Source organism: Acidobacteriota bacterium, from assembly GCA_003696075.1.
Lineage (GTDB): Bacteria > Acidobacteriota > Polarisedimenticolia > J045 > J045 > J045.
Genome location: RFHH01000058.1, coordinates 1 through 26107, shown reverse-complemented (window position 1 = coordinate 26107; position 26107 = coordinate 1). Strand labels below are relative to the sequence as shown.

Annotated in this window: 28 protein-coding genes and 1 other RNA gene; 4 read left to right on the top strand and 25 right to left on the bottom strand. The window is 71.8% G+C overall.

From position 1 onward, the window contains the following. Positions 1-261: 261 nt before the first annotated feature. On the top strand, positions 262-3927 hold the full coding sequence (locus D6718_03755; protein ID RMG47402.1) for a hypothetical protein: 3666 nt from the start codon (positions 262-264) through the stop codon (positions 3925-3927). A gap of 166 nt (positions 3928-4093) precedes the next feature. Here D6718_03755 and D6718_03750 read toward each other — a convergent pair whose 3' ends face one another. From D6718_03750 to D6718_03740, 3 genes are all read right to left on the bottom strand, one after another. Beyond that, positions 4094-5620 (bottom strand): radical SAM protein, encoded by a 1527-nt coding sequence (locus D6718_03750; GenBank protein RMG47416.1) that lies wholly within the window; start codon positions 5618-5620, stop codon positions 4094-4096. Between the two features lie 146 nt (positions 5621-5766). Continuing rightward, positions 5767-6121, bottom strand: a transfer-messenger RNA (tmRNA) gene (gene ssrA, locus D6718_03745). Positions 6122-6225: 104 nt separating this feature from the next. After that, positions 6226-6501 (bottom strand): hypothetical protein, encoded by a 276-nt coding sequence (locus D6718_03740; GenBank protein RMG47401.1) that lies wholly within the window; start codon positions 6499-6501, stop codon positions 6226-6228. Positions 6502-6662: 161 nt separating this feature from the next. Between D6718_03740 and D6718_03735 the strand changes: the two genes are divergently transcribed. From D6718_03735 to D6718_03725, 3 genes are read left to right on the top strand one after another with little or no spacing between them, the layout of a single operon-like run. Then, entirely contained in the window at positions 6663-7430 is a 768-nt protein-coding gene (locus tag D6718_03735) for a motility protein A (protein ID RMG47400.1), read from the top strand. A gap of 7 nt (positions 7431-7437) precedes the next feature. Continuing rightward, entirely contained in the window at positions 7438-8151 is a 714-nt protein-coding gene (locus D6718_03730) for a flagellar motor protein MotB (GenBank protein RMG47399.1), read from the top strand. Positions 8152-8175: 24 nt separating this feature from the next. Then, on the top strand, positions 8176-8691 hold the full coding sequence (locus D6718_03725) for a hypothetical protein (protein RMG47398.1): 516 nt from the start codon (positions 8176-8178) through the stop codon (positions 8689-8691). A gap of 31 nt (positions 8692-8722) precedes the next feature. Here the strand turns inward: D6718_03725 and D6718_03720 are convergent, their stop codons facing one another. The 22 genes from D6718_03720 to D6718_03615 form a co-directional block, all read right to left on the bottom strand. Continuing rightward, a complete protein-coding gene (locus tag D6718_03720) occupies positions 8723-9559 on the bottom strand; it encodes an HDOD domain-containing protein (protein RMG47397.1) in 837 nt (278 codons plus the stop codon). Beyond that, positions 9556-9810, bottom strand: a complete 255-nt coding sequence (gene csrA / locus D6718_03715) for a carbon storage regulator (GenBank protein RMG47396.1) — start codon at positions 9808-9810, stop codon at positions 9556-9558. Before csrA ends, D6718_03720 begins: the two co-directional genes overlap by 4 nt. Beyond that, entirely contained in the window at positions 9720-10271 is a 552-nt protein-coding gene (locus D6718_03710) for a flagellar assembly protein FliW (protein ID RMG47395.1), read from the bottom strand. The genes csrA and D6718_03710 overlap by 91 nt, the downstream gene beginning before the upstream one ends. Positions 10272-10274: 3 nt before the next feature. Beyond that, positions 10275-11156 carry a hypothetical protein gene (locus tag D6718_03705; GenBank protein ID RMG47394.1) on the bottom strand — a complete coding sequence of 294 codons (882 nt, stop codon included), beginning with the start codon at positions 11154-11156 and terminating at the stop codon, positions 10275-10277. 4 nt (positions 11157-11160) lie between these two features. Beyond that, positions 11161-12561, bottom strand: coding sequence for a flagellar hook-associated protein FlgK (gene flgK, locus D6718_03700; protein RMG47393.1), 1401 nt, complete (start codon positions 12559-12561; stop codon positions 11161-11163). A 3-nt stretch (positions 12562-12564) separates the two neighbouring features. After that, positions 12565-13026 carry a hypothetical protein gene (locus D6718_03695; protein ID RMG47392.1) on the bottom strand — a complete coding sequence of 154 codons (462 nt, stop codon included), beginning with the start codon at positions 13024-13026 and terminating at the stop codon, positions 12565-12567. Continuing rightward, complete coding sequence (gene flgM / locus D6718_03690; GenBank protein RMG47391.1) at positions 13007-13348, bottom strand: flagellar biosynthesis anti-sigma factor FlgM; 342 nt, start codon at positions 13346-13348, stop codon at positions 13007-13009. The genes D6718_03695 and flgM overlap by 20 nt, the downstream gene beginning before the upstream one ends. Next, positions 13345-13755 carry a hypothetical protein gene (locus D6718_03685; protein ID RMG47390.1) on the bottom strand — a complete coding sequence of 137 codons (411 nt, stop codon included), beginning with the start codon at positions 13753-13755 and terminating at the stop codon, positions 13345-13347. Before D6718_03685 ends, flgM begins: the two co-directional genes overlap by 4 nt. Further along, entirely contained in the window at positions 13755-14885 is a 1131-nt protein-coding gene (locus D6718_03680; protein ID RMG47389.1) for a flagellar basal body P-ring protein FlgI, read from the bottom strand. Before D6718_03680 ends, D6718_03685 begins: the two co-directional genes overlap by 1 nt. Before the next feature lie 18 nt (positions 14886-14903). Beyond that, positions 14904-15611, bottom strand: coding sequence for a flagellar basal body L-ring protein FlgH (locus D6718_03675; protein ID RMG47388.1), 708 nt, complete (start codon positions 15609-15611; stop codon positions 14904-14906). Positions 15612-15618: 7 nt separating this feature from the next. Beyond that, positions 15619-16584 (bottom strand): flagella basal body P-ring formation protein FlgA, encoded by a 966-nt coding sequence (gene flgA, locus D6718_03670; GenBank protein ID RMG47387.1) that lies wholly within the window; start codon positions 16582-16584, stop codon positions 15619-15621. 13 nt (positions 16585-16597) lie between these two features. Beyond that, positions 16598-17383 carry a flagellar basal-body rod protein FlgG gene (gene flgG / locus D6718_03665; protein RMG47386.1) on the bottom strand — a complete coding sequence of 262 codons (786 nt, stop codon included), beginning with the start codon at positions 17381-17383 and terminating at the stop codon, positions 16598-16600. A gap of 45 nt (positions 17384-17428) precedes the next feature. After that, positions 17429-18166, bottom strand: coding sequence for a flagellar hook basal-body protein (locus tag D6718_03660; GenBank protein ID RMG47385.1), 738 nt, complete (start codon positions 18164-18166; stop codon positions 17429-17431). A gap of 94 nt (positions 18167-18260) precedes the next feature. Beyond that, positions 18261-18488 carry a hypothetical protein gene (locus tag D6718_03655; GenBank protein ID RMG47384.1) on the bottom strand — a complete coding sequence of 76 codons (228 nt, stop codon included), beginning with the start codon at positions 18486-18488 and terminating at the stop codon, positions 18261-18263. A 6-nt stretch (positions 18489-18494) separates the two neighbouring features. After that, positions 18495-18764: a hypothetical protein gene (locus D6718_03650; protein ID RMG47383.1), complete on the bottom strand. Its 270-nt coding sequence runs from the start codon at positions 18762-18764 to the stop codon at positions 18495-18497. Then, on the bottom strand, positions 18764-19174 hold the full coding sequence (locus D6718_03645) for a FliM/FliN family flagellar motor switch protein (GenBank protein ID RMG47382.1): 411 nt from the start codon (positions 19172-19174) through the stop codon (positions 18764-18766). The genes D6718_03650 and D6718_03645 overlap by 1 nt, the downstream gene beginning before the upstream one ends. Positions 19175-19196: 22 nt before the next feature. Next, positions 19197-20150: a hypothetical protein gene (locus tag D6718_03640; protein ID RMG47381.1), complete on the bottom strand. Its 954-nt coding sequence runs from the start codon at positions 20148-20150 to the stop codon at positions 19197-19199. A 37-nt stretch (positions 20151-20187) separates the two neighbouring features. Next, positions 20188-20949 carry a FliA/WhiG family RNA polymerase sigma factor gene (locus D6718_03635; GenBank protein ID RMG47380.1) on the bottom strand — a complete coding sequence of 254 codons (762 nt, stop codon included), beginning with the start codon at positions 20947-20949 and terminating at the stop codon, positions 20188-20190. A gap of 17 nt (positions 20950-20966) precedes the next feature. Then, the gene (locus D6718_03630) at positions 20967-21848 is read right to left on the bottom strand and encodes a MinD/ParA family protein (protein ID RMG47379.1); all 882 of its coding nucleotides are present in this window, start codon (positions 21846-21848) and stop codon (positions 20967-20969) included. Beyond that, on the bottom strand, positions 21812-22786 hold the full coding sequence (locus tag D6718_03625) for a hypothetical protein (GenBank protein ID RMG47378.1): 975 nt from the start codon (positions 22784-22786) through the stop codon (positions 21812-21814). Before D6718_03625 ends, D6718_03630 begins: the two co-directional genes overlap by 37 nt. Position 22787: 1 nt before the next feature. Further along, positions 22788-24845 carry a flagellar biosynthesis protein FlhA gene (flhA, locus tag D6718_03620; GenBank protein ID RMG47377.1) on the bottom strand — a complete coding sequence of 686 codons (2058 nt, stop codon included), beginning with the start codon at positions 24843-24845 and terminating at the stop codon, positions 22788-22790. After that, on the bottom strand, positions 24842-25957 hold the full coding sequence (locus D6718_03615) for an EscU/YscU/HrcU family type III secretion system export apparatus switch protein (protein RMG47376.1): 1116 nt from the start codon (positions 25955-25957) through the stop codon (positions 24842-24844). The genes flhA and D6718_03615 overlap by 4 nt, the downstream gene beginning before the upstream one ends. Between the last annotated feature and the right edge of the window lie 150 nt (positions 25958-26107).

The window sequence follows — 26107 nt, the reverse complement described above, 5'->3', positions numbered from 1 at the left end:
TCGCCGGGCCGGGGCGGGCCGCGCACGCAGACGCTCCGGCGGCGTCTCACGCCCGGCGCCGCCCGTTCCTGCGGCGGGCGCGGGCCGCCGCCGGGGAACGCGGCGCCCGTTCGAGTCCGCGGGCGCCCCGAACCGGGAACGCCGCGCGGCGCCGCCGGCCGTCGCGGTGTACCGTTCACGGCTCCGCCATGCGCGGGGGGGCGGTTCGCCGTACTGGTTCCGTCCGGACGAATTCCCGATCGATCGGAGGGAGGAGCCCCGATGCGCCGCTTCGTCGCCGTCCCGCTGTTGGCCGCGCTCACCTCGGCCGGGCTCGGATCCGCGCCATCGTCGTTCGCCGCCGGGGAGGCATCCCCGGTGGGTCCGCGGATCGAGGACCGGCGAGTCGGTGAAGAGGAGTTGATCCTGCGCCGGCTCGAGTGGTTCTACGGGCCGCGGCGGGCCGGCACTTCTTCGGCTGCGGAGATGGCGCTCCGGCGGCGGCTGGCGGTCGAGCAGACCCGCAAGGCCCTCCAACGGCAGCGCGAGCGCCGCGCCAAGGGCCTGCTCGCCGCGACGAACTTCTGGTACCCGACCGGGCCCTCCCCTTCCCACTTCGGAGGGTGGGCTTTCGGCGACGTCACCGGGCGCGTGCCGGCGATCGCCGTCGACTGGCCCTCGGGGACCGTCTGGGTCGGCAGCGCCTCCGGCGGGCTGTGGCGCTCGACCAACGACGGCCTGAGCTGGGAGCAGATGTTCGACAGCGCCGGGACGCAGACGATCGGCGCGGTCGCCGTCGATCCCAACGACCCGAACACGATCTGGGTGGGGACCGGCGAGAACGTGCAGGGCTGCGAGGGCTACTTCGGGATCGGCCTGCTCCGCAGCACCGACGGCGGAGCGACATGGGAGCCGCGCAACGGGACCGGAGGCCAGACGCTGGAGGACATCTCCTCGTTCGCCAGCATCGTCGTGGATCCGCGCGATTCGAACCACATCGTGACGGGCGGCCGGCATCGCGGCTGCTCCTCCGGGAACTCGTACTACAGCGGCGTCTACACGACGAACGACGCCGGGCTCACCTGGACCAAGCGCCTGTCCGGCGTCAGCGTCTACGAGATCCAGCAGGACCCGCAGGTGCGGGACATCTGGTGGAGCGCGACGAACCAGGGCATCTGGAAGTCGACCGACAACGCGGTGACGTGGACCAAGCAGACCGCCTCGGGACTGCCATCGACCGACACCGGGCGCACCGAGCTGGCGATCGCGCCCTCCGACGGCAACGTCGTCTACGCCCTGTTCGCCAGCGGTCCGAGCGGGGGCGCCGAGTTCTGGCGCACGACCGACGGCGGCGCCAGCTGGACGCAGATGTCGACCGGTTCCGACGCCTGCGACGGGCAGTGCTGGTACAACATGACGATCGCCGTCGACCCGCAGGACCCGAACACCGTCTACCGCGGCACGGTGCACATCTTCAAGTCGACCGACGGCGGGGCGACCTGGACCGATCTGTCGAACCCGTGGGGCTCGTCGCAGAAGGTGCATCAGGACACGCACATGCTCCTGATGGACCCGAACAACCCGGGGACCTTCTGGGTCGGCTGCGACGGGGGTGTGTGGAAGTCGACCGACGGCGGCAACACCTTCCTCAACCGGAACGGCAACATGAACCTGACCCAGTTCTACGCGGTCGGCATGCACCCCACCGACACCGGCATCATCTGCGGCGGCGCCCAGGACAACAGCTCGCTCGCCCGCACGACGAGCGACGTGTGGGACCTCCAGGCGGTGACCGGCGACGGCTTCGTCTGCCACATCGACCCGCAGAACCCGAACTACGCCTACATCGCGTCCTACCCCTCGGGAGGCTACCCGCACGTGAGCCGCTCGGAGACCGGCGTGCTCGGATCGTTCCACGGCATCACCGGTGCGAGCAACGGAATCATCGGCGGAGACCGGATCAACTGGGTGACGCCGTACGTGCTCGATCCCACCTCGCCGAACATCCTGTACCTGGGGACGCACCGCGTCTACAAATCGTACGACCACGGAGACAACTGGACGCCGGTGTCGGATGACCTGACACACGGCTCGGGCAGCCTCGTGTCGCTCGATGTCAACCGCAACTTCCCGCAGGTCGTCGTCGCATCGTCGACCAACGCCACGGTCTTCCGCAGCACCGACGGCGGCGCGACCTGGGAAGATCTCAGCGCGGGATTGCCCGCGCGCTCGATCAACGATGTCGCCTCCGACCCGGTCGACCCGGACCGCATTCTTGCCGCCGTCAGCGGCTTCGGCACCGCGCATCTGTGGGAGTGGCGCGCGGGCGCCGGCTGGACCGCGGTCGGCGCCGGCCTTCCCGACGTGCCGGCCAACACGGTGCTGATGCTGACCGATCAGAAGGTCTACGTCGGCACCGATACCGGCGTGTTCCGCAGCCTGGACGGCGGGGCGACGTTCGAGCCGTTCATGGACGGCCTGCCCCAGGGCCTCGTCATCGACGACCTGAAGTACAACCAGTCGCTCGACACGATCACCGCCGGCACCTACGGCCGCGGCGCGTGGCAGGTCCAGGTGGATCCGCTCGAGCCGATCGTGATGTACGACTCGATCGAGCTGCCGCTCACCGAGATCGACGGCGACGGCGACGGCTCGGTCGAACCGGGAGAAACCTGGGAGGTCCGCCCGCGGCTCCGGAACGTCGGGAGCCAGACCGCCCTGGGGGTGAAGGCCCGCCTGTCGACATCGACGCCCGGGGCGGCGATCGAGGGTGCCGACGTGCAGCCCTACGGGGACATCCCCGGCGGCGGCGTCGGCGCGGCGGCGAACCGCTACCGCTTCGTCGTCGACCCCGATTTTCCGTGCGGCGAAGCGATCGTCTTCGACATCGTGGATATCACCTCGACCAACGCTCCGGGGCGGTACAAGGACCAGCCCGGAGCGTTCACGGTGACGGTTCTCGATCACCGCGAGCCGCCGATCCGCACGACCCACCTCGACGACACGCTCGATCCTTCGCCCGCAGCGAGCTGGAGCCACGAGGCGGTCGATCCCGGCCTGTTCCTGTGCAACCTCCCGTATCTCGACGAGTGGCACCTCGACTCCAAGGACGCGGAGCACGGGCAGAGCTGGCTCGCGGGCAGCGGCCCGGGCGGAGCCTACGGCAAGGCGAACTACGCCTGGCTCTACCTCCAGGGTCGCGATTCGACCGGCGGACCGGGTATCGACCTCCCCGCCGACGCCCGGGCGGCGACGCTGACGCTCGTTCACCGGTATCAGACCGACTTCGGCAACGACGGCGGTCAGGTGGTGATCGACGGCGCTGCTGACGGACAGGACGTCTACGAACCGCTGATCCCGGACGGCGGTTACGACGCGACGATCGCGAGCGGCAGGTGCAACGGTCTCGAGGACAAGGAGGCGTTCACCGGAGACTCGGGCGGATGGGTGACGACGACCTTCGACCTTTCCGCCTACATCGGCCGCCGGATCTGGCTCGCCTTCGTCTTCGGCTCGGACAGCTCCGCCGACAGTCTCGAAGGCTGGTGGATCGACGAGGTCAAGGTCGAGTCGGAAAAGGACGGCCCGCCGGTGTGCGGCGTCACCGGTTGGCCGGGCGAGGTACCGCCGACGGCGCGGTTCGAGCGGCTGGCGAGCGGCGACGTCCAGGCGTCGTGGGACCCTTCGTGCAACGATGCCGCCGTCCCCGGCCAGACCTACGCCATCGAGGGCGGCGACCTCGACGCGCTCGCCGCCGGCGGTACGTTCAGCCACGCGGCGATCGGAGGCCGCTGCGACCGCCTCTCCCCCGACACCTTCACGCCGGCCGCGGGTAACCGCTACTGGCTGATCGTCGCCTCGACGGGCGTCCGCGAGGGCGCCCCCGGCTTCGGCCGGCCGCACACCGACGCGACCTGCGGGCCCCCGCGGGAGGCCGCCTGCCCGTAGGGGGCTCCCGCCCGCGGCCGGGCGCCTCTCCACGCGCGCGGGTTCGCCCCGGCGGCGCCCCCCGGGCGCGAGCAGGACGCGCGCTCCGAGGGGCAGGCCCGGACCCGGCCCGCCGCCGCTTCCCGCTCGACCGGAGCCGGGGAGGGCGGTGCTCCGCCCGCGCTCCCTAGGCGGTGAGGTCGTCGGCGCCGCGCGACGGTTGCGCGAGCTCCGGATACCTGTCGGAGCGGGACATCAGATGCGCGTAGCGGCCCAGCTTGCGCTCGTAGAGGGCGTGGTAGTAGGCGGGAAGTTCGGTCGTGCGGCCCTCGTGGAAAGCGAGGAATGCGGGATCGTCGCGCAGGAGGCGGAGGATCCGCCGGTACTCCCTCATGTAGGTGCGCATCCCGAGCGTTCTCAGCAGGAAGTAGGCGCGAAGCGCGGCGGGAACGCGCAAGGCGAGCCGGCGGGCGAGCATCGCCGGCGACGTCATCTCCTCGAAGATCTCGATGAGCTTTTCGTAGAACTCGATCGGATGATAGTGCGCCAGCGTCGTCACCAGGTGAGGGTTGTAGTAGAAGGAGAGGGGCATCGTCCTCAGGATCCGGCCCTGGGCGAGGTAGCTCTCGTACAGCGGCGTTCCGCCGAAGGGCATCGGGATGTTGACCGTCGGCCATACGAAGGGGGTGCGCCGCATGAACTCCTTCGTCAGCTCCACCGGCTCGTCACCGGCGTCGAGGTCGGTTCCGAACAGGAAATTGGCCTGGAGTCCCGGCACGTGTTCGAACAGGCGCTCGAAGTGCCCGACGACGCCGTTCAGCTTCTCCCTCCCGGTGCGGCGCCCCACGCCCGCCTTGCCCGAGTCGTCGCCCCAGGACTCCACCCCAGGGGCCACGTAGACGCAGCCCGTGTCCCGCAGCCGGCGTATCCGGTCGCCTCTGAGCAGCGACAGGGAGCACTCCATCACGTACGGATTGCGCGGGCCGGCCGGCAGCGATTCGATGACCGCCAAGGTCCGATCGAATTGGACACCGAAGTTGGCGTCGTGGAAGGCGACGATGGTGCCGGGGAACCGCTCTGCGAGAAAAGCGAGATCTTCCCTCAGGCGCTCGGGCGGGAGCAGCCGGTACGGGTTGTCCCAGTCGACGCAGAACTCGCACGAGTAGGGGCAGCCCAGGCTGGTCAGCAGGCCGATCAGCGTGAATCGCCGCGACCGGCCGCGGTAGAAGTAGGACCTCTCGATCTCCGGCAGTCGCTCGGCGACCGGAGGGATCTCCTGCAGCTTCCGTCCGCTCGTGACGAGCGAGCCGGGCGGAACGTGGCCGCTCACGATCTGCTCCACCAGGAGCCGGTCGCAGTCCCTGACGACGATGTCGAAAAACCGCAGGGCATCGAGCGGGAACGAGCGCGCGTGCGGGCCGCCCAGGACGGTGAGGGCTCCGCGGCGTTTGTAGAGCTTCGCGAGGGCATAGGCGAGCGCGCTCGCCTGCGTGTAGGCGGACACGAAGAGGATGTCCGGACTCTCCGGCATCAGCGACGCCGGATCCTTCTGGCCCCAGAAGGTCGCGTAGTGCACCTCGTGGCCCAGCCGCCGGCACCAGACGGAGACCGCTTGCGGCATGACGCTCGCGTACTGCTTGCGCATCACCGCCCCGTACGCGAAGGCCAGGGGTGAGCGCGCGCGCTCCTCGGCCAGGAGGTCGAGGACCCCGATCACCAGTCTCCGTGCCGCCATGCCGCACCCCCGGGCGGCAGAACCCCACGCCGCTCGCCGCTCCCCGGCCCGACCCGGGGTGGACGCTTGCCGGACATGTACGGGGATCGCCTCCGGGCGGCAACGAATCGTCCCGGAGGGCGAGGTGGTGGAGGCGGCGGGAATCGAACCCGCGTCCGAGGAGGGTCGGCGACAGGCTTCTACACGCTTAGCCGCTTCTTCCAGATCTCGCTCCCCGGGAACCGAAGGGCAGGTGCCCGGGTCGCCAGCCCGTCGATCTCGCCGCGCACCGCCGGGCCAGCGATGCGACGGCCAGCCCGTGAGCTATGACACCCGGGACCGCCCCCACGGGCAGGGGCGGGCGGGCGCGCCGCCTCGATCAGGCAGCGAGAGCGAAGTCGTTGTTGGCGCTTGTTCAAGCGGCCCGGTGATTAACGAGGTTCCGGGCAGCCTCGGCGTGCCACCTGTGCTTTCCGCTCCCCGTCGAGTCCTTTCGCCCCCTTTTCGATGCCGCCGCGCCGCGCCGTCATGGGACGTCCGGGGCGCCGGCGGCTTGGACCGATCCATTCTCCGGCTCCGCCCGCGCGGGGGCAACCCGGCACCGCTCAGCGGCGCACGAAGCGCAGGAAGAGGCGGTAGTTCCCCTCCGCGAGGTCGTCGGGGAGCCGGTGCGCTTCGGGGACCAGCACCACCAGGACCCGGGCGCCGGGCGGGTCGGTCTCCTGGGCGGCGCGCCGCCGCTCCGGACCATCGCCCGGGCCCCTCCGGCGGCGGCGGGGCTCACGGACGTGGAGGATGCGCGCCTCGATCTGCCCTTCCGTCCGGCCTCGCCGCTCGGCGGCGCTTCCAGGGGGCGGGATCCGTCCGATGACGAAGTCCATGGGTCCCTCCTGCTCCCCTGATCGGCCGCCCGGCACGAATCTTGAATCCGGGACCCCTCCGGGGGCGCTCTCCACCCGGGACGGGGCCCGCTCAAGTTCGCCGATCGGCGGCCGAGACGGTCTGGGGACGGCCCCGCGGCGGGCCCGAGGACCGAGCCGGAATGGACCTTTCCACCATCATCGGGTTGGTGCTGGGGACAGTTCTCGTCCTCGCGTCCATCTTCGTCGGCGAGAATCCGGTCATCTTCCTCAACCTGCCGTCGGCCCTCGTGGTCGTGGGGGGCACGCTCGGCGCGACCTTCATCAAGAATCCGCTCAACCGCGTCTTCGGCACCGTCAGCGTGGTGAAGAACGCCTTCTTCGGCAAGATGACCCCGATCGGCGAACTCATCGCCACGATCGTGGAGCTGTCGCGGAAGGCGCGGCGAGAGAGCCTTCTCTCCCTGGAGAAGGTCAAGATCGACGATCCCTTCCTCGCCAAAGCGATCCGCCTCGCGGTGGACGGCATGGAACCCGCCGCGATCCGGACCGTCCTCGAGACCGAGATCAACTTCCTCGCCCAGCGGCACAAGATCGGCCAGGACCTCCTGGAGGGGATGGCGACCTCGGCACCCGCGTTCGGGATGATCGGGACGCTGATCGGGCTCGTGCAGATGCTCTCCTCGATGGAGGATCCGAGCACCATCGGTCCGTCGATGGCCGTCGCGATCCTGACGACACTGTACGGAGCGATCATCGCGAACCTGTTCGCAGCCCCGCTGGCGGAGAAGCTCAAGAACCGCAGCCGGGACGAGGTCAACTGCCGGCTCCTGGTCCTGCAGGGAGTGCTGTCGATCGTGGAGGGGGACCATCCCGCCTCGGTCGAACAGAAGCTGTCGGCCTACCTCGAGCCCAAGCAGCGCAAGGCGCTCGAGAAGAAGGCCGCCTGATACGGCCATGCAACCGCCCGCAGACGAACCGAAGAAGGGCGCTCCCGAGTGGGTCGTCACCTTCGGCGACATGATGTCGCTCCTCCTGTGCTTCTTCGTGCTGCTGCTGAGCTTCAGCACGATGGAGACGGAGCGCTTCAAGGTGATCGCCGGATACCTCAGGGAGGCGTTCGGCGTCCAGACGATGCGCCACTACACGGAGATCCCCTCCGGCGACACCGTGATCGCCGTCGAGTTCAATCCGCCCACGTACACCGCCGAGGCGATCTTCGAGGAGGTGGTCCAGAAGCTCCGCACGTTCGGCTACGAGGGTCTCGTCGAGGCCGAGAGGACCGACGAGGGCGTCCGTGTGCGGGTGGACGGCGAGCTCCTCTTCCCGCCGGCGAGCACCGCGATCGACGAGGAGTCGATGGAGTTCCTCTCCGCGGTCGCCGCGACGATCAAGGAGTCGGGGGCGAAGGTGATCGTCGAGGGCCACACGGACAACCTGCCGATCCGCTCGGAGCGCTTTCCGAGCAACTGGGAGCTGTCGGCGGGGCGAGCGGCGGCCGTGGTCCGCTTCTTCGAGTCCCAAGGGGTCCCGCCGGCCAGGATGCAGGCCGTGGGTTACGGGCCGACGCGGCCCGTCGCCGACAACGCCACACCCGAGGGCCGCCGCAAGAACCGCCGCGTGGAGATCGTGATCCAGACGTCGCAGTCGGACGGCAAGGGCCGGCGATGAGCGCCCGCGCCGGGGAGACGAGCCATGGCTGACGAAGAGAAGGAAACCAAGCAGGAGCAGCCGAAGAAGAAGTCGGGCAAGGGGCTGATGATCGTCGTGATGGTGGTGTTGGCCGTCGTCTCGGCCGGCGCCGGGGTCGGGGTCTCGCTCCTGCTCGGGGGCGGGCGCCAGGCGCAGGCCGCGCCGTCCGCCGAGGCGGCGTCCGCGCCGGCCGAGCCGCCGCCGGCCCAGGAGGTGATCATCCCCTTCGACACCTTCGTGGTGAACCTCGCGGACCCCGGCGGCAACCGCTTCGTCAAGGCCACCATCCGCGCCGTCGTCAGCGACCCGACGTGCGAGGAGCGCTACAACCAGGATCCGCTGCTCAAGGCGCGCGTGCGCGATCGAGTGCTCTCCGTCCTCTCCTCGAAGCGGTTCGAGGACGTCAGCACCTCCATCGGGAAGGAGGCGCTGAGGCGGGAGATCGCGCGGGAGCTCAATCAGCTCCTGCCGAACTCGCCGGTGCGCGAGATCCTGTTCGTCGAGTTCATCGTCCAGTAGGCGGGCGGGCCGGCGCGCCGGCCGGGGAGGATCACAGCCGCATCAGCTCGGCGCGCACCCGGCGGACCTCCTCCCGGATTGCCGGGAGGGCCGCCTCGAGGGCCTCGCGGTCGAGCCCCAGCGCCTCCGCCGCCCGCCACGGATCCCCCTCGCTGCGCTGGTCCACCAGGCTGTCTCCGAGAACGACCATCGCCAAGAGGGAACCGTGGTCCTGGCCGAGCGCCTCGGGGTCGTGGTGCCGGCCGGCCGCCAGCACCAGACGCTTCGGCAGGCGCCACTGGGCCAGCAGAGCCGCGCCGACCTCCTGGTGATCGGTCCCGAACGTGTCGCGCTCGCGCACGCAGTCCGGAAGAACCTCGTTGCTGATCATCGGCGCGTACGCCACCGGCTCCAGCGCCAGCATCGCGAGCCGCCCGCAGTCGTGCAGCAGTCCCGCGACGAACGCCTCCTCCCCCCACGTCATCCGGAACCGCTCGCAGGTGAGCCGCGCGCCGAGGGCGGTGGCCACGGCGTGGTCCCAGAGGATGTCGCGCGCCTCGGCGGCGAGCGCCGGGATCGCGTTCTTGAGACCCGCCGCCACGGTAGCGAGGGCCAGGGAACGCAGCCGCAGAAAACCGATGAGCATGATGGCGTGCGAGATCGTCGTGATCTGCTGGGGCCAGTTGAACATCGCCGAATTCACCAGCCTCAGCAGGGAGGCCACCAGCGCGGGATCGGTTTCGATGACCTTCTGGAGATCCGCAGGCGTGGTTTCCGGTGCGTCGAGCATGCGGAGGAGGCGCGCCACCGCCTGAGGCATCGGCGGGAGTTGATCCAGCCTCTCGGTGAACGCCGCCGCCCCCTCGAGGACGGAAGAGTTGCCGCTCATCGCTCCTCCTCCCGCTCGCGGCCGAGAGAGCGGAACACGCCGGCCAGCTCCTCCACGGACCTCGCGCCCGCGTGGGAAGCCTGCCGGTTGGCCTCCGCGACGGCCCGGTGAAGCTCGTCCCGAACCACGGGAACCGTCGGCGGCGCCTCGATGCCGATCCTCACCTGCTGGCCGTGGATTCCGATGACCTTGACCTTGATGCGCTCCCCGATGAGGATCGACTGCCCTTGTTTCCGGCTGAGGACGAGCATGTTCGGGACCTCCCTGTCCCGCCGGCTTCGGCGCCGGCACCGGCGATCGGGTGATGGAGCGGCCACGAGGGATCCGTCAGAATCACCTGAGCGCCGAGCATTTTCTCCGGGTTGATGAGAAGCGGGGCCCGCAGGTTGGCGGTGGCCCGGCCCCCCTCGCGCAGCGTCACGACGACGAGATCGATGCGGGGCGCCCCCGGCGCGAGACCGATCCGCTCCAGGTCGCCCGCCGAAACGTTCGGCGCGTAGTCCGGTCGGATCACCCGGGGATCGACGACGAGGAGGGCCAGGGGCGGCCTGTCGACCGACCGGAGCCAGAGGAACGGGAGCGCTTCGGGGTGTTCCACGAGCTGCCACGCGTGGGCGCCCTCGAGGCCGGGGAGAGCGTCGGGGAATCGGATCACCGACTCCGCCCCGTCACCCGCGACCCGCCCGCCGTCCGCCCTGGCCCGTGCCTTCATGGCTCACCCGATGTAGTCGAAGAGGGTCGGGGCCGACGCGATCCGCGCACCGGCCTCCAGGGAGGCCTGATACTGGGTCTCCAGTCGCTGGACCTCGGACAGCACCTCGGCGAGGTCCGCGTCCGCCAGCTCCGAGCGCCGGCGTTGCAGATCGAGGATGCGGTCGCCGATCCGAACGTCGGCGTCCTCGAGCCGCGAGCGCCGGGCCCCGAGTTCGGCGAGCCTCTCCCCGTTGTCGGCGATCGCCTCCCGGAGCGGCTCCACGAGGGCGTGGACGTCGTCCGCCGTGCCCGATTCGAGCGCCTGCTGCAACCGCTCGAGCAGATCGATCGGCCCCCCGACCCCGCTCTCCCCGAAGACCTCCGGAGCGGTGAGATTGATGGCGAGCCGCCGATCGTCGAGGGGGATCTCGATGGACGACGCATTCCCCTGGTAGGCGCCGGCCGCGTCATACGGCGGCGTGTCGGTCCGCGTGCCGGAGAAGATGTACCGGCCTCCGAGCCGGCTCTCCGCCAGGCTCGCCAAGCGGTCGCGCAGAGCGGCGACCTGCCGGGCGAGGGCGCGCCGCCCTTCGTCGCCCGCCGTGTCCGACGCCCCCTGGACGGCGTACTGGAGCGCTGCGTTGAGCACGTCCCCCACCTCGCCGACCGCCCGCTCGGTCGCCTCCAGCCAGGGACGCGCCGCTCCGATCGTCCGCCGCCGCGTGGCGAGCTTCCCGATCTCCTCGGTGAGCCGGAGGATCTCCCTGGCGGCCTGCGGGTCGTCGGAGCCGACGCTCACCCGGCGGCCGCTCGCCATCTGCGCGAGCGCCCGCTCGAGGTTGCGGCGCGTCCGCTCGAGGCCGTCGAGAAACGTCCGGTGGCTGAAGGACTCGCTCACCCGCATCGGCTCACCTCAGGATCTGCAGCGCGACCTCGGTCACGTCGTTGACGACTTTCATGAAGCGCGCGGCCGCCTGGAACGACTGCTCCCAGCGGGCGAGATTGGCCGCTTCCTCGTCGAGACTCACGCCGGAGACCTCCTGCCTCCGGCTCTCGAACGAGGAGACGATCGAGGCGCTCGCCTGCCGGGAGAGGTCCGCCGTGGCCGCGTCCCGGCCGATCTCCCCGACGAGCGCCGAGGCGGCCTCGAGCAGCGTCTGTCCGCCGAGTCCCGCCGGCGTGCTCTCGCGCAGGCCGGCCAGCGCCAGCGCGTTCTCGTTGTTGCCCGGCTCGCCGGCCGCCGACGCGGCAGCCACGCGGCGCGGATCGTCCGCCACCGACGTGTTGACCTCGATCGCCGCCGCCGGCCTCGCTCCCGGAGGGTCGGGGAGGAAGAGCGCCAGGCCCGGCTGGCCGTCGAGATCGAAACCGGCCCGGTGTGCGGCGTTGAACTCCTCGATGACGGCCGTCGCGAAGGCGTCGAGCCGGTCGCGGTAGGCGACGAGCGTCTCGTCGCGCGCGGCGAGGAGGCCCCCGAGCTTCCCCAGGCGCAGGACGCCGGTCAGGTCGACTCGCTCGCCGCCCCGGGAAACGTACACGCGCTGCATCCCCTCCCCGTCGGGAGAGAGCCGGAGCGGCATGTCGGTCGTACCCGTGACCAGCGCGTCACCGGTGGCCTGGAGGAAGACGTTGGCGCGGCCGCGCTCGTCGTAGACGACCTGAACGCCGGCGAGGTGCGACAGCTCGTCGAGCAGCCGGTCGCGCTCGTCGCGCAGGTCGCTCGCCTCCGGGCCGCCCGCTTCGATCACCGGCTGCTGCGCGTTGATCTGGGCGAGCCGGCGCGTGATCTCGTTGATGCGGTCCACCGCATCGGCCACCCGCGAATCGGCCGCGCGTCTCGCCTCGGCGAGTCGCGCGTCGAAGCGGCGGATCGCGGCGGCGAGGTTCTCCGCGGCCGCGATCGCGTCGCGCCGCAGGGCGGGGTCGTCCGGCTGGACGGCCAGCGCCTCGAACGCGTCGAACAGGTCCCCCAGGGGGCCTGTCAGGGCCGATCCGTCCACGGCGGTGAGAGCGGGCTCGAGGGCGGTGAGCACCTCGGTGCGCGCCGCGTCGCCGCCGAGCCGGCTCATCTCGCGCCTGGTGGCGAAGTCGAGGAACGGGTCGCGGTCGCGGCGGACCGCCGCCACACCGACGCCGAGGCCCGGGACGTTGTACGCCGCCGCCGAGGGCTCGAGCGGTGCAAGCTCCACCCTCCGGCGCGAAAAGCCCGGCGTGTTCGCATTGGCCACGTTGTAGCCCGCGGTGTCCATCCCCCGGCGGAACGCCCTCAGGGCGGTGACGCCGAGCCACAGGTGGGAGAACGCGCTCACCGCTCAGCCCTCCTTCGACAGCGCCAGGCCCGCGCCCCGCAGCCCGGCCGCGCGTCCGTCGGGAAGGTAGCTCGCCCCGAACAGGGCCGAGACGGCCGCCTGCCGGACGGCCACCGTGTCGCCCAGGCGTGCGAACACGGCGCCCGAGAGCGCCGCCTGCTCCAGAAGGCGCCGGAGCGCCGCCACCGCCCGCTCCCGTGCGGCGGCCGCCTCCTCGTCGGCCGGCACCCCCTGCGGTCCGGATTCCTCCTCGAGCCGACGCCGCTCCGCGTCGAGCAGGGTGAAACGGGTGCCGAGGGTGTGCGCCTGCGCGGCGAGCTGCTCGAGCAGATCGCGGTCGGCGGCGAGCAGGGCTTCCCGTTGCTCGCGGGCGAGCGCCGCCAGCCGGTCGAACAGCTCCGCCTCCGCGTTCAGGATCGAAGCGAGGCCCGCCGAAACGGCGGCCTCAGGCGTCGCCGCGGCCATCGTCGGCGGGAACGGCGAGACGGTCCGCCTCCCGGAGCAGTTCGTCGGCGATCCGCGTGCCGTCGATCCGGTACCGGCCGGAGGCGATCTCGTCCCGGAGGCGGTCCACCAGCTCCTGCCTGATGTCGGGTGTCTCCATGAGCGCCGCGCGGAGGCGCTGGAGCTCGCGGGCCCGCTCGGAGAGCTGCACGCTGTCGGCCCCGCCGCTTTCCGCCGGGCCCTCGCTCGATCCGGGCCCGGCCCGCCCGGCGGTGCGCCCGCCCTCGAGCCGGTCCAGGAGGTCCCGCAGCCGGTGGAGCGGGTCGGATCCGGGGATCTTCATCGTTCGTTCTCCGGGGCCGCGCGCTCCGATCCCGCCGCGGCCCAGTCGGTTCCGTAGATCTCTTCGGCCGGAAGGGGTGCGACTTGACCCCTTCTGCTGGAAATATGTGAACCGGTCCGGACAATGTCACGTTCCTGCGGGGGGCCGAGGAGCTCTTCGGCCACGCGCGGAGCGAGCCCCAGCGGCTCCGCCTCCGCCAGGGCCTCGGTGAGAAGGATCTCGAAGGTCGTCTGCCGCGCCCCGGCCCCGGCGGAGCGGCCGAAAAGCCCCTCCTCCAACTGCGCCCGCTCCATGGCGGCCAGCATCTGGCGGAGGAGCACCGCCTCCAGCCCGCGCGCCGCCCGCCGGACCGCCTCCCTGTCCTCCCGGGGACCCGACGCCGGGACGATCGCCGCCGGCCCGCCCATCAGATCACCACCAGCTCGGCGTGGAGCGCTCCCGCGGCGCGGATCGCCTCGAAGATGGCGATCATGTCTCGCGGGGTCACGCCGATCTTCTTGAGCGCCTCGACCAGCTCCTCGACCCGCGTCCCCTCGCCGAGGCTCAGGGTCCGTCCCTGCTCCTCTTCGGTCACCACCTCGCCCTCGGGAACCACGACCGTCTCTCCCTTCGGGGAGAGCGGAGCCGGCTGGCTGACCGCGTAACGGTCGACCACGCTGATCGTCAGGTTTCCGTGCGTCACGGAGACGCGGGAGAGCCGCACATCGCCGCCGAGGACCACCGTTCCGGTCCGCTCGTTGAGGACCACCCGCGCCGGCGCCTCCGGATGGACGGGGACGCCGAGCGCCCGGGCCAGGAACTGGACCGGCCGGTCGGCGTAGCCGGCGGGAACGGAGAGCCGCACGGTGCCGGCGTCCACCGCGTGCGCCAGCGGCGCGCCGAATTCCCGCTGCAACGCCTCTTCGATCCGCTGTGCGGTGCGGAAGTCGGGCTGGCGGAGCTGGAGGTCGAAGCTGTCTCGGCCCTCGAGCGGAGCCCCGGCGGCCCGTTCCACCAGGGCGCCGCCGGGAATCGTGCCGGTGGTCGTGTGATTCTTGGTGACCGAGGCGCCGGCCCCCTGGGCGGCGAACCCGCCGCCGAGGCTGACCGGGCCCTGGGCGAGGGCGTAGATCCGGCCGTCGGGGCCGCGCAGCGGCGTCCTCAGCAGCGTTCCCCCGGTGAGCGACTTCGCGTCGCCGATCGACGCGACGTTGACGTCGATGCGCGTTCCCGGCCGGGCGAAGGCAGGCAGCTCTGCCGTCACCATCACGGCGGCCGCATTCCTCACCCGGATGGCGGAGGGGGGCACGACCACGCCCATCCGCTTGAGGGCGTTGGCGAGGCTCTGGATGGTGAACTTGGCCTGGGTGCCGTCGCCCGTACCGGCCAGCCCGACGACGAGGCCGTAGCCGACGAGCTGATTGTCGCGGACGCCACGGATGTCCACGACGTCCCGCAGAGCGACGCCGCCATCGTCGGCCGGCGTTTCCGCCGGGACCGCCCCCGCCGACAGCGCTGCCGCCAGAAGAGCGGCGGCCACCAACCGATCGCGACGCATCCCACGATCCTCCACGGCTCAGAACGGCCAGATCTTCGCCATCAACCGGTGGAACCATCCCTGCCGGGCCACGTCGGCCACGTCCCCGCTCCCGCCGTAGCGGATCGTCAGATCGGCGATCTGCGACGAAAGGATGGAGTTGTCGGGGCCGATGTCCTCGGGACGCACGATTCCGGCGAGCGTCAGCGTCTCCGTCTCGTGGTTCACCGTGATCTGCTTGGACCCGGCGACCACCATCCTCCCGTCCGAACCGACCGCCACCACGCGCACGGCGATCCTCGCCGAGAGGTGCCCCTGGCGGGTCGTCTCCCCCTGCCCCTCGAAGCTCTTGGTCGTCGAGGCATCGAGCGCGACCGCCGGATCGAAATCGGGTCCGAGTCCTCCCTTGGCCTTGTTCTCCCAGCCGAAGATCACCGGGGCCTCGAGCTTGAGGGAAGAGGACTTGTCGAGCTTGTTGTCGGCGGTCGTCGATCCGAGCGACGATTCGGTCACCGTCACGAACAGGACGTCGCCCGGATGCCGTGCGCGGAAATCGGCCACCAGATCGGCCGCGCCGCTCTCGTTGAACAGCGATCCCTCGGAGAGGTACTCGGGGGGCGGTGCGATGTTGAGCGGCGGCAGCCGGCCGTAGTCGACTCCCGGCTGGGGACCGGGCGTCGTCGCGCATCCCGCCGCGAGCATCCCCAGGACGAAGAGTGCCACCTGGAAGCGCGCCTTGTCTGCCATCACCGTCTCACTCCACGGCCGGCGCGGCGTCGGAGCCGATCACCTCGACCCGCCCCGGCGCCACCACTCGCGCCTTGACGACCCCTCGGCCGCCGGGTCCGGCGACCGGTACCACGGCGCCGACGCCTCCCCCGGCCCGGGCCACCGTTTCGAGGGTGAGAGTGACGCCGCCGCTGCGGTACACGGCGACGACGCTCTGACCCGCTTCGACCGCCTGCGCGCCGCCCAGCACGCCGGCGGGGACCGGCTCGCCGGCGCGCAGCCCGCGGCGGGCGATCCGTCCCACCGCCTCGGCCGGGGAGGCGAGCCATGGCCCGCCCGGACGCAGCGGCCGCGTCTCCACGGCCACGTCCCTCGCCGTCAGCACGGCGCCGCGCGGCACGTCCCGCCTCGCGACGACCTGAGGGCCTTCCGCGGCGATCCGGGCCAGGACGCCCGTCCGCACCGGCTTCCCGCGGGCGGGCCGCACCTCGACCGGAAGGCGGAGCTTCCCCGTCACCGGGGCACGACGCGGCCGGAGAAGTTCGACCTCGTAGTCGCCGGGCGGCACGAGAAGCGTGCGCGGCACGGCGACCTCCTCCACTCGCACGGTGAGGCCGGGAAAGAACTCGGGAAGAGCCCTCTCGATGGCGCGGCGCACGCGCTCGGTGTCGACCGGCTGGCCGAGGCCGGTCACCTGGACGACTCGCGCCCCGTCGAAGCGCACGCGCCCGGAGGGCACGCCGGACCGCTCCAGCGCCGAGCGCACCGCGAGCCGGGAGAGGCCGCGGCGGCGCCCCGCCGCCGGCGCCGGGCCGAGCGCGACGGCCGCCGCCCGCTCCGCCAGCGGACCGGAGAGATCGGCGACGTCGCTCAGCCGCAGGGAGGACTCCGCCGGCGCGCTGACCGCCGGGCGAAGCCTCACGACCAGCGCCGCGGTTTCGGGCGCGGCGCCGGAGGCGGCGGCGAGGAGCGCGAGTGCGGCGAGCGTCACCTCGGGCCTCCCGTCACCGGACGAGCTGAGCCAGCGAACGGAGCATCTCGTCCGACGCCCGCACCGATCGCGAGTTCAGCTCATAGGCACGCTGGGCCGAGATCATGTCGACGAGTTCGGTCACGATGCTCACGTTGGAGGTTTCGAGGAATCCCTGTCCGATCTCACCGAGCCCGTCCTGGCCGGGCGTCCCGATGATCTCGTCACCGCTGGCCACGGTGGCGACGAACATGTTCCCTCCGATGGCCTGCAGGCCGGCCGGATTGATGAAGCTCGCCAACTCGATGTTGCCGATCTGGCTCACCGTCTCGTCCGACAGGCGGACGGAGACGGTGCCGTCGCGCCCGACCGTCAGACCCTTCGCGTCCTGGGGAATCGTCAGCGGCGGATCGAGCGCGTAGCCGAGGGCGTTGACCAGGTTGCCGTTCTCGTCGGTCGTGAACGCCCCGTCACGGGTGTACACCGCGGTACCGTCGGGCCGGGTCAGCCGGAAGAAGCCGTCCCCCTCGATGACCAGGTCGAACGGATTGTCGGTCGGCCGGAAATCCCCCTGGAGGAACAGGCGCTTGACCGCGGCCGTGCGGGCGCCGAGTCCGATCTGGATACCGGCCGGCAGATTCGTCGAGGCGCTCGAGGCGGTGCCGGGCGCATTGATCGTCTGGTAGAGAAGATCCTGGAACTCGGCGCGCGTCTTCTTGAACGCGGTGGTGTTGACGTTCGCCAGGTTGTGGGCGATGACGTCCATGTTGGTCTGCTGGACCGCCATCCCCGTCGCCGCCGTCCACAGTGACCGTTCCATCGCTTCGACCTCCGGTCATCGGGGCCGCTCGGCCCCGGGTCATCCTCAACGCGGGTTACCGATCTCGAGCGCGCGGCGCGCCAGCTCGTTCGCCGTCAGGTGAACCATGCGCTGCTGCATTTCGAACATGCGCTGGGCCTCGATCATGCGGACCAGCTCCTCGGTCGCATTGACACCGGATTCCTCCAGATGCCCCTGGAGGAGATGCGTCTCGCCGGCCGCGAGAACCGGCGGGGTGCCGGCGGGCCGCCAGAGCGAACCGCCCTCGCGCTCGAGCTCCCGCCCCTCCGCGTCGGCCAGGCCGATGCGCGCGATCACGTTATCGCCCGCCCGCACGGTGCCGTCGGTGGCGATCTCCACGCGCCCCGCCGGCAGGCGGATCGGGCGGCCGCGGTCGTCGAGCACCGGATCGCCCGCCGCGGTCACCAGGCGCCCTTCCGCATCCCGCTGGAACGAACCGTCGCGCGTCAAGCGGAGACCGCGCGGGGTCGCGACGCGGAACCAGCCCTTTCCCTGGATCGCGAGATCGAGCGGCGCCCCGGTCGGCCGGATCGGGCCCGGGAGATCGGGCCGGTAGCTTCCGGCGAGCGCCACGCCGCGCGGAACCGGCCCTGCCGGGCCCGCGGCGCGCGGCGCGGATCCCGGCGGCAGGTAGCTGGAGAAGACCGGTCTGTCCGGCCGGTAGCCGCGCGTGCGGACGTTCGCGAGGTTGTTGGTGACCAGCTCGAGGGCCCGCTCGCCGGCGATCAACCCCGATGCGGCCGTGTAGAGCTGCGGGAACATCCTCTTCTCCTCCCCTTCCGCGATTAGCAAGCTCCGTTCCGCGCGGAGGCCCGCCCCGCGCGCGCTTCGCAGGCCTCGCGGGGGACGATCCTTCCTACCCACCCGGCAGATCTTTCCCGGCCGCGCGCACGCGGAGCACCACCTCCGGGCAGAGGCGCACGACCTCGACGACGAGGGCCTGTCCGGCGCGGACCGGCCGCAACGCTCTCGCCGTCACCGTCCCGCCGCCGAGTTGCAGCCGGACTCGTCCGTCCGGCAGCAGCCGCAACGCCCGGGCCCGGTACAGGCCGCCCACCCTGAGGGCCGGGAGCGCGCCGGTCACCGGCGGTCACCCCTCCGCTCCCTGCGCGAAGCGTGCCAACCGCTCCTTGAGGCCCGCTTCGGCGACGAGTTCCTCTCCCCGCTCCGCCTGGGCGACGAGGCCGGCCAGGTGCGGCGGCGGACCGGTCTCGCGCGAACGCGGCTTGGCCCCCGCGCGCGGGGTGGCCGCGGGGACGCCCCGGGGCTCCCGCCGGAGGAGCAGAACGACCAGAGCGAGAACGGCGAGGTTGAACAGGACCTGCAGTCCGAGAATCAGGAGCAACGGAAGGCTTGGCATCACTCGTCTCCTCCCAGCAGCGACGCGACGCGGAAAGCGAAGCGGCCGTCGACGACCACCAGATCGCCCTTCGCGTACGGCCGGCCCTGCACGACGAGAGTCACGGCGTCGTCGTCCTCCTGGCCGATCGGCAGGGCGTCGCCGACGCGCAGCTCGAGGACCTTCCCCAGCGGCCAGGTGAGGCTCCCGAACCGGATTTCGACCGGTAGCTCGAGTTTCTCGAGAATCGCGGCGCCGCCGGCGGAGTCCGCCCCGGCGGGCGCGGACTCGGCATCCGGAGCGGCGGCGTCTTCCCGGGGCGGCTGCGGCGGAGCGGCACCGGCCGTCCCGGGGCCTTCGTCCCGGGGCGGCTCGGCCGTCGCGGCGCCGGCACCGGAACCCTTGTCCTGCTTCGTCTCGCTCACGTCGATCTCCTTCCAGGCGCTCCGCGGATCAGCCGTCGTCCGATCCGGCGGCCGGAGCGCGAACGAATTCCCTGATCTCGAACCACCGTTGGCGGCCGTCGCTGCGCATTTGCCCGCGGGCCAGAAGCTCGCCGTTCAGGCGCACGGCCAGCGGATCCTCCTCGCGCACGTCCAGCTGGACGATCTGACCGGGCCGTAGCCTCTTCACGTCGCCCATGCGGAGCGTCGCCCCGTGCACCACCGGCGCGACCCGGACCGGAACGCCGTCCAGCGCCCGCTCGAGTTCGGGCGGCGTCGGGCCGCCTCGCTCGTCGGGTTCCTCGGCGAGGAGGCGGTTGGCGAGGACGGGCGTCATCAGAAGGCGGCACACCGCATCCCCGATCGGCGTGGCGAGCCGGAACATCGCGGTGGCGAGGGTGCCGCCGCGCGCCGCGAGCTTGCCGAACACGGGAGCCGTCTCGAGCGGGCCCGGCCGGACCGGGGCGAGCACGGTGTGCTGGTCGAGGTGGCGGGCGACGCGCGCCATCGCTTCGCCGAGGAGCCTCGTCTCGACGATCGACAGCGAGGGAACCTGCCGGTCGGCCACGGCTCCGCTCCCTCCGAGCAGGCGGTCCACGACGGCGAGGCCCAGCTCCGTCTGGAACGAGAGCCCGCCGACGGCCTCGCCGTGCTCGTCGAGCAGCAGGCCCACCGGCTCGGTGGCGGAGAGCGTCGCCAGGACGGTCGCCGCCGGCTGCTGGACCAGCCCGGTGAAGGTGCCCCGAACCGGGCGGTCGGCGGCCATCAGCGAGGTCACGACGTCACCGAGGTGCCGGGCGAGCCGGTCGCAGGAGGCCAGCACCATCGCCAGCCTCTCCCCGGCGAGGATCATCGGGGCGCGCAGGTCGTACGGCACCTCGCGCCCGGGCGTTTCCTTCCCCTCGCCCGCGTCGAAGGATGCGAGCAGGGCGTCGACCTCCTCCTGGGTCAGCAGGCGGCTCACGGCCGGCTCCTCCGGCGCCCACGCGGCGAGGCGTTTCTCATCTCACCTCCTCCGGAACCTTCACGCGTTCGGCGATCCGCGCCCTGAGACGCGCGACGGCGCGGGTGTGAATCTGGCAGACGCGGGACTCGGTCACGTCCAGGATCTGGCCGATCTCTTTGAGGGTCATCCCACGCTCGTAGTAGAGGCTCAGCACCATGCGCTCGCGCTCGGGCAAGCGCTTGATCTCCTCGGCGACCAGCTCGCGGCGCTCTTTCGCCTCGACGTGATCCAGCGGGTCGGCGCCCGGGTCGACCGGGCCGGGGCCCTCCTCCTCCGTGTCGGGGAGGGCGCCGAGTCGGACCCCTCTGGCCTGCATGTAGAGCGCCTGCAACTCGTCGAGGGAGATCTGCAGCTCCTCGGCGATCTCTTCGTCCGTGGCTTCCCGGTGATTCCTCGCCTCGACGGCCTGGATGGCCGACTCGAGCTTGCGGGCCGCCCGGCGCAGCGAGCGCGGCGCCCAGTCGCGGCAGCGCACGCCATCGAGGATGGCGCCGCGGATCCGGGACTCGGCGTACGTCTTGAACTGGACGTTGTGCTTCGGGTCGAAGCGGTCGACTGCCTCGATCAACCCCAGCAGTCCGTCGCCGGCGAGGTCGTCGTAGTCGACCTGGCCGGCGAGCCGCGACCCGATCCGGTGGGCGAGGTACTTCACCAGGCCCACGTGGGCGAGCAGAAGGCGCTCGCGCGCCGGGGAACCGGGAATCCGGGCTTCCGCGGTCCACTCGACGTCGGGGTCGACGAGCGGGGTGTCACGCATCGTTTTCTCCTTGCCCTTCAATGCACCAGCTCCGCCGGAACCGCGTTTCCGGTTTCTTCTCCGGTGACCCCCCGCATGTAGGCGCCGGCAAGCGCCGCGATCCGAAGCGCCAGCCGTTCGAAACAGCGTGCCGCCGGCGAAAGCGGACTGACGGCGACGACGGCGCGTTGGCGGCGCGACGCCTCGCGGACCGCCTCGTCCCGGACGACGTGGCCCTGCAGCGCCACCCCCCGGCCCAGAAAGCGCAAGGCCGCGCGGTCGAGCTGCCGGTGAACCCGCTCCGCCTCCGCCGCGTCGGCAACCCCGTTCACCAGCAAGCCCACCTCGAGATCGGGCCTCTGGCGGCGGAAGACCTTGAGGACCGCGTACGCGTCCACGAGCGCCGTCGGCTCGGGCCAGGTGACGAGCAGGACGCGATCGCTGAGCTGCGCGAGGCGCGACACGTCGTCACCGATGCCCGCCGGTGTGTCGATGAGAAGCACGTCGCACTCGGCGCGCAGGGCGTCGATCGCTCCTGCGAGCCGAACCAATTCGTCGAGCGTCAGGCGCGTCAGCTCCGGCATGCCGGATCCGGCCGGCACCACCCCGACCCCGCCCGGCCCGCGGTGGACGATCTCCTCGATCGGAACCCCTTCGCGGAAGAAGTGCTCGAGCGTGCGGTGGGGCGTCATGCCGAGCAGCACGTCGACGTTGGCGAGGCCGAGGTCTCCGTCGAGGACGACCACCGACAGACCGGTCCGGGCGAGGGCGAGGGCGAGGTTCCCGGCGACGGTCGTCTTCCCGACGCCGCCCTTGCCGGACGCGATCGCCAGAGCCAGCGCCCGCCGGGCTCGCCGGATCGATCGCGGGTAGCGGCGTCCGTTCACGGTGTCGCCTCCGCGGCGTCCGCCAGGGCCCACGCCGCGATCAGCGCCGGATCACCGGCCTCGAGGTCGTCCGGAATCTCCGGCCCGCGCGCCACATGGCGCACCGGAAGCCCGCAGCGGGCGATGGCCGTGACCACCTGGCCGGGCGATGCGGTCTCGTCGGCCCGGGTCACCGCGAGACATCCGGGGCGGAGCGCTTCGAACCGGCGGACCGTGTCGCTCAGCGTCTCCGCGTCCCGGTCGGCTGCGAGAATCAGCTCCACCTCGCTGCGGCGCGCGCTCTCGAGCAACCTCGCGAGGGCGGCGATGCCCTCCGCGTCGCCGCGCGCCACTCCGGGCGTGTCGACGACCACGAGACCGCTCGGCCCCGCGGCGCGCCTCGCCTCGTCGATCCCGCCGGCGTCGCGGACGAGCCGGAACGGAGCGCCCAGGGCGCGGGCGAAGGCCTGCATCTGCTCCGCCCCGCCGAGCCTCCGCGTATCGGCCGAAGCGAGCACGACGGGGCGGCCCGCTCGGTACAGGGCCCGCGCCGCGATCTTGGCGGCGGTGGTCGTCTTCCCCTCCCCTGGCGGGCCCACGAGCGCGACGAGCGAGCCGACGGGAGCCTCCGGCGCCTGCGAGAGGATCAGCGCGAGGAGATCGCGTGCGTAGGCGCGGGCGGTCCGCCGGTCGGCGAGCTGTTCCGCGGAGAGATTGGCCTGAGCCGCGGCGGCGATCCGCTCGCTCAGCACGAGGCTGAAACCCCGCGCGGTCAGCATGTCGCGCAGCGCGACCGCGTCACGGCCGAGCGTCTCCCGCTCCCCGGGAGGCGGAAGGTGCGGTCGCGCGCCCGGCCGCTGTGCCGCCGCCACCACCTCCACGGCGGTCCCGGAGCGCCGGGTCTCGAGCACGAGCGCGTCGGCCCCCAAGGCCTCACGCGCCTCGGCGAGCGCCTCGGCGGCCGTCCGCCCCCTGAACGTCTTCACGACCATCTCAGCTCACCGTCGCCACCGCGCGGAGCGTCACCTCCGGCGGAACCTCCAGCGTGGAGAGAACGGGTGTGTGGGGTAGCTGCGGCCGGATCAGGGCGGCGAGGAACGGGCGGAGCTGAGGTCCGACCACGATGGCGGCGTTGCCGCCGGCGCCGGCGACCGCCGTCAGGATCCGGCCGACGATGTCGCGGGCCCGGCGCGGATCGAGGGGCTGCGGCGGCGTGTTGTCCTGGCCGGGCACGAGCCCCTGCGTCAGCTCCTCCTCGAGCTCCGGGGAGAGCGCGACCGCCTTCAAGACTCCGTCGCCGTCGAGCAGCGGCTCGGTGATCGAGCGAGCCAGCGCGCGCCGGCAGGCTTCCACCAGCGCCTGGGTGTCGCGGGTGCCGGCGGCCGCATCGGCCAGCGTTTCGACGATGAGCGGGAGGTCGCGGATCGAAACGCCCTCGCGGAGCAGCCCCTGCAGCACCCGGTGGACCTCCCCCACCGTCATCCGCTCGGGGACCAGCTCGGCCACGGCCTTCGGGTGGGTCTTCTGCAGGTGGTCGAGGAGGCGGGCGACGTCCTCCCGTCCCAGCAACTCCGCAGCGTTGCGGTTGATCACCTCCATCAGGTGCGTGGAGAGCACCGCCGGCGGATCGACGACCGTGTAGCCGGCGGCGCGCGCCTCGTCGGCCCGGTCCGCGGTGATCCAGACCGCCGGCAGGCCGAAAGCCGGATCCCGCGTCGGCTCCCCCTCGATGCGCCGCGTGACACCGGCCTCCAGCGCCAGCAAGCGCCCCTTCGGGATCGTGCCCTCCGCCACCTTCACGCCCCGCAGGAGGATGACGTAGCGGTCGGGCGGGAGCCGGAGGTTGTCCCGCACGCGGACCGGAGGCAGGACGAAGCCCCGCTCGGAGGCGATCTGACGCCTCAGACCCTTGATCTTGTCCAGAATCCCGCCCGGCCTGTCGGCTCCCACCGCGGCGATCAGGTCGTATCCGATCTCGATGCACATCGGATCGACGCCGAGCAACGGCTCCACGTCGTCCTCGACGTCCGGCGGCTGGGTCTCCGCGGCGGGCGGAGCCTCCTCCCTGGCCCGCCGCGACGCCTCGGCGGCCCGGGACGCGCCGAAGACCGCCGCCGACAGCAGCAGGAAGGCGACCTTGGGCAGGCCGGGAACCAGTGCGAGCGCCAGGAGCGTGCCGGAAGCGATCCGCAGCGGCTGGGGATTGAGGAGAATCTGGCCGATCACCTCCTCGCCGAGGTTCCGCTCCTGTGCCGCGCGCGTGGTGATGATTCCGCCGGCCACCGCCACCAGCAGGGCGGGCACGGCGGTCACCAGGCCATCGCCGATCGTCAGAACGGAGTAGGTCCGCACCGCCTCGGCGGCGGTCATCCCGTGCTGCAGCACCCCGATCAGCAGCCCGGCGCCGATGTTCACCAGGGTGATCAGGAGCGATGCGATCGCATCACGCTGGGTGAAACGGACCGCACCGTCCATCGACCCGAAGAACTCCGCCTCTCGCTGGATCATCGCCCGGCGCTCGATCGCCTCGCGCTCGGTGATCAGGCCGGCGTTCAGGTCGGCGTCGATGGCCATCTGCTTTCCCGGCATCGCGTCGAGGGTGAAACGCGCGATCACCTCGGAGATGCGGGTGGACCCGTGGGCGATGACGACGAACTGGATCACGAGGATGACGATGAAGATGACCGCACCGACGACGAAGGAACCACCGACGACGAAGTTGCCGAAGGCCTGGATGACGACACCGGCGGCCGAGGTGCCGGAGTCGCCCCGCGTCAGGATGAGGCGGGTCGAGGCGACGTTCAGCGCCAGCCGGAAGAGAGTCATCAGGAGAAGCAGCGAGGGAAACGCGGAGAACTGCGTCGGCCCCGGAACGTACATGGCGACCAGCAGGACGACGATGCTGGTCGAGAGGTTGAGCGTGATCAGGACGTCGAGCAGCGCCGAGGGCAGCGGCACCACGATGAGGGCGAGGGTGAGAATCATCGCGAGCGGCAGGGAGGCGTGTGCCCGGGCCGCCACCGGTGCCGGCTGGGCGAGCGCCGTGCTCATCGGGTGGCCTCCTCACGCTGCGGATCGACCTCGGGGTGCGTCCGGTACGGCCCGCGGCGCCGGCCCATCACGTAGGCGAGCACCTCGGCCACCGCGCGGTAGAGCGCCTCCGGAATGGGCAGCCCGACCTCGCACAGGCGGTCCAGCGCCCGCGCCAGCGGCGGATCCTCGACGATCGGCACCCCGTGCTTTCTCGCCTCCTCCTTGATCCGCTGGGCGATGTAGCCTCTTCCTTTGGCGACGACGACCGGCGCGTTCATGACCGCCTGCCGGTATCGAAGGGCGACGGCGACGTGGACCGGGTTGGTGACGACGACGTCTGCGGTCCGGACGCCCGCGATCATGCGACGCCGGGCCGCGTCCCGCTGGCGGGCGCGGAGGCGGCTCCGGACCAGCGGATCGCCCTCGTTTTCCTTCGCCTCGTCCCGGATCTCCTGTTTCGTCATGTAGAGGTTCCGGTACCAGCGGTACCGGGTGAAGGCGTAGTCCAAGGCCGCCAGCGCCGCGCCGAGAATCAGGGCGCGGAAGAGGACGCGAAGCGACATGGCCGCCGCCGCCTGCAGGATCTGCAGCGGCGTTCCCGCGGCCAGCTCCACCACCCGCGGCCACTCCGGCACGATCACGAGGGCGGCCACCGCGGCGTAGAGAGCGACGCGCAGCAACGCCTTTCCGGCCGCGACGAGCTTCTCCACGGTCACGAAGCGCTTGAGGCCCTCCACGGGGTTCACCCGGTTCAGCTCGAACGGGATCGGCTGCTTGCGCGGGTGAAAGCCCGACTGCGCGATCTGGCCAACCACCGAGAGCACCAGCAGGGGGAGGAGCAGCGGCGCCATCAGGAGAAGGGCGTCGCGACCCGAGGAAGCGGCGCGCTCGAGAAGGCGTTCCGGCGAGATCGGTCCCGCGGCCCCCGCCAGGGACAACCGCAGCTCGCGCGCCAGCCCCGACAGCATCGCCCCCGCGCCCGCCCAGGCCCAGAGAAGGAACGCCGCGAGACTCACAGCCTGGCCGACATCCGGGCTGCGCGGGACGTTCCCCTGCTCGTACGCCTTGCGGAGCCGGCGCGGGGTCGGCTTCTCGGTACGGCTGCTCCGGTCCTGCTGCTTGGCGGCCATCCCGCCTCCTCAGGGCGCCAGCAGCCGCAGGAGTGCGGCCCCGTCGTGCCGGGCGGCGGCGATCGCGTTGTCGAGCACCGGGAGCAGCGCGTGGATCGAGAAGGCCGCGGCGAGGAGGCCCGCCGCCAGCCGGATCGGCGCGCCGACGAT

Bases quoted from the DNA above. Each gene is read 5' to 3' on its own strand.
- D6718_03740 (RMG47401.1), bottom strand. From the start codon at position 6,501: ATGGACTTCGTCATCGGACGGATCCCGCCCCCTGGAAGCGCCGCCGAG.
- D6718_03710 (RMG47395.1), bottom strand. From the start codon at position 10,271: ATGAAGGCACGGGCCAGGGCGGACGGCGGGCGGGTCGCGGGTGACGGG.
- D6718_03685 (RMG47390.1), bottom strand. From the start codon at position 13,755: ATGGGCGGGCCGGCGGCGATCGTCCCGGCGTCGGGTCCCCGGGAGGAC.
- D6718_03660 (RMG47385.1), bottom strand. From the start codon at position 18,166: ATGTTCCCGCAGCTCTACACGGCCGCATCGGGGTTGATCGCCGGCGAG.
- D6718_03705 (RMG47394.1), bottom strand. From the start codon at position 11,156: ATGCGGGTGAGCGAGTCCTTCAGCCACCGGACGTTTCTCGACGGCCTC.
- D6718_03730 (RMG47399.1), top strand. From the start codon at position 7,438: ATGCAACCGCCCGCAGACGAACCGAAGAAGGGCGCTCCCGAGTGGGTC.
- D6718_03650 (RMG47383.1), bottom strand. From the start codon at position 18,764: ATGCCAAGCCTTCCGTTGCTCCTGATTCTCGGACTGCAGGTCCTGTTC.
- D6718_03675 (RMG47388.1), bottom strand. From the start codon at position 15,611: ATGGCAGACAAGGCGCGCTTCCAGGTGGCACTCTTCGTCCTGGGGATG.
- D6718_03635 (RMG47380.1), bottom strand. From the start codon at position 20,949: ATGCGTGACACCCCGCTCGTCGACCCCGACGTCGAGTGGACCGCGGAA.
- flhA (RMG47377.1), bottom strand. From the start codon at position 24,845: ATGAGCACGGCGCTCGCCCAGCCGGCACCGGTGGCGGCCCGGGCACAC.
- flgG (RMG47386.1), bottom strand. From the start codon at position 17,383: ATGGAACGGTCACTGTGGACGGCGGCGACGGGGATGGCGGTCCAGCAG.
- flgM (RMG47391.1), bottom strand. From the start codon at position 13,348: ATGAAGATCCCCGGATCCGACCCGCTCCACCGGCTGCGGGACCTCCTG.
- D6718_03725 (RMG47398.1), top strand. From the start codon at position 8,176: ATGGCTGACGAAGAGAAGGAAACCAAGCAGGAGCAGCCGAAGAAGAAG.
- D6718_03695 (RMG47392.1), bottom strand. From the start codon at position 13,026: ATGGCCGCGGCGACGCCTGAGGCCGCCGTTTCGGCGGGCCTCGCTTCG.
- D6718_03735 (RMG47400.1), top strand. From the start codon at position 6,663: ATGGACCTTTCCACCATCATCGGGTTGGTGCTGGGGACAGTTCTCGTC.
- D6718_03755 (RMG47402.1), top strand. From the start codon at position 262: ATGCGCCGCTTCGTCGCCGTCCCGCTGTTGGCCGCGCTCACCTCGGCC.
- D6718_03680 (RMG47389.1), bottom strand. From the start codon at position 14,885: ATGCGTCGCGATCGGTTGGTGGCCGCCGCTCTTCTGGCGGCAGCGCTG.
- D6718_03625 (RMG47378.1), bottom strand. From the start codon at position 22,786: ATGGTCGTGAAGACGTTCAGGGGGCGGACGGCCGCCGAGGCGCTCGCC.
- csrA (RMG47396.1), bottom strand. From the start codon at position 9,810: ATGCTCGTCCTCAGCCGGAAACAAGGGCAGTCGATCCTCATCGGGGAG.
- D6718_03615 (RMG47376.1), bottom strand. From the start codon at position 25,957: ATGGCCGCCAAGCAGCAGGACCGGAGCAGCCGTACCGAGAAGCCGACC.
- D6718_03720 (RMG47397.1), bottom strand. From the start codon at position 9,559: ATGAGCGGCAACTCTTCCGTCCTCGAGGGGGCGGCGGCGTTCACCGAG.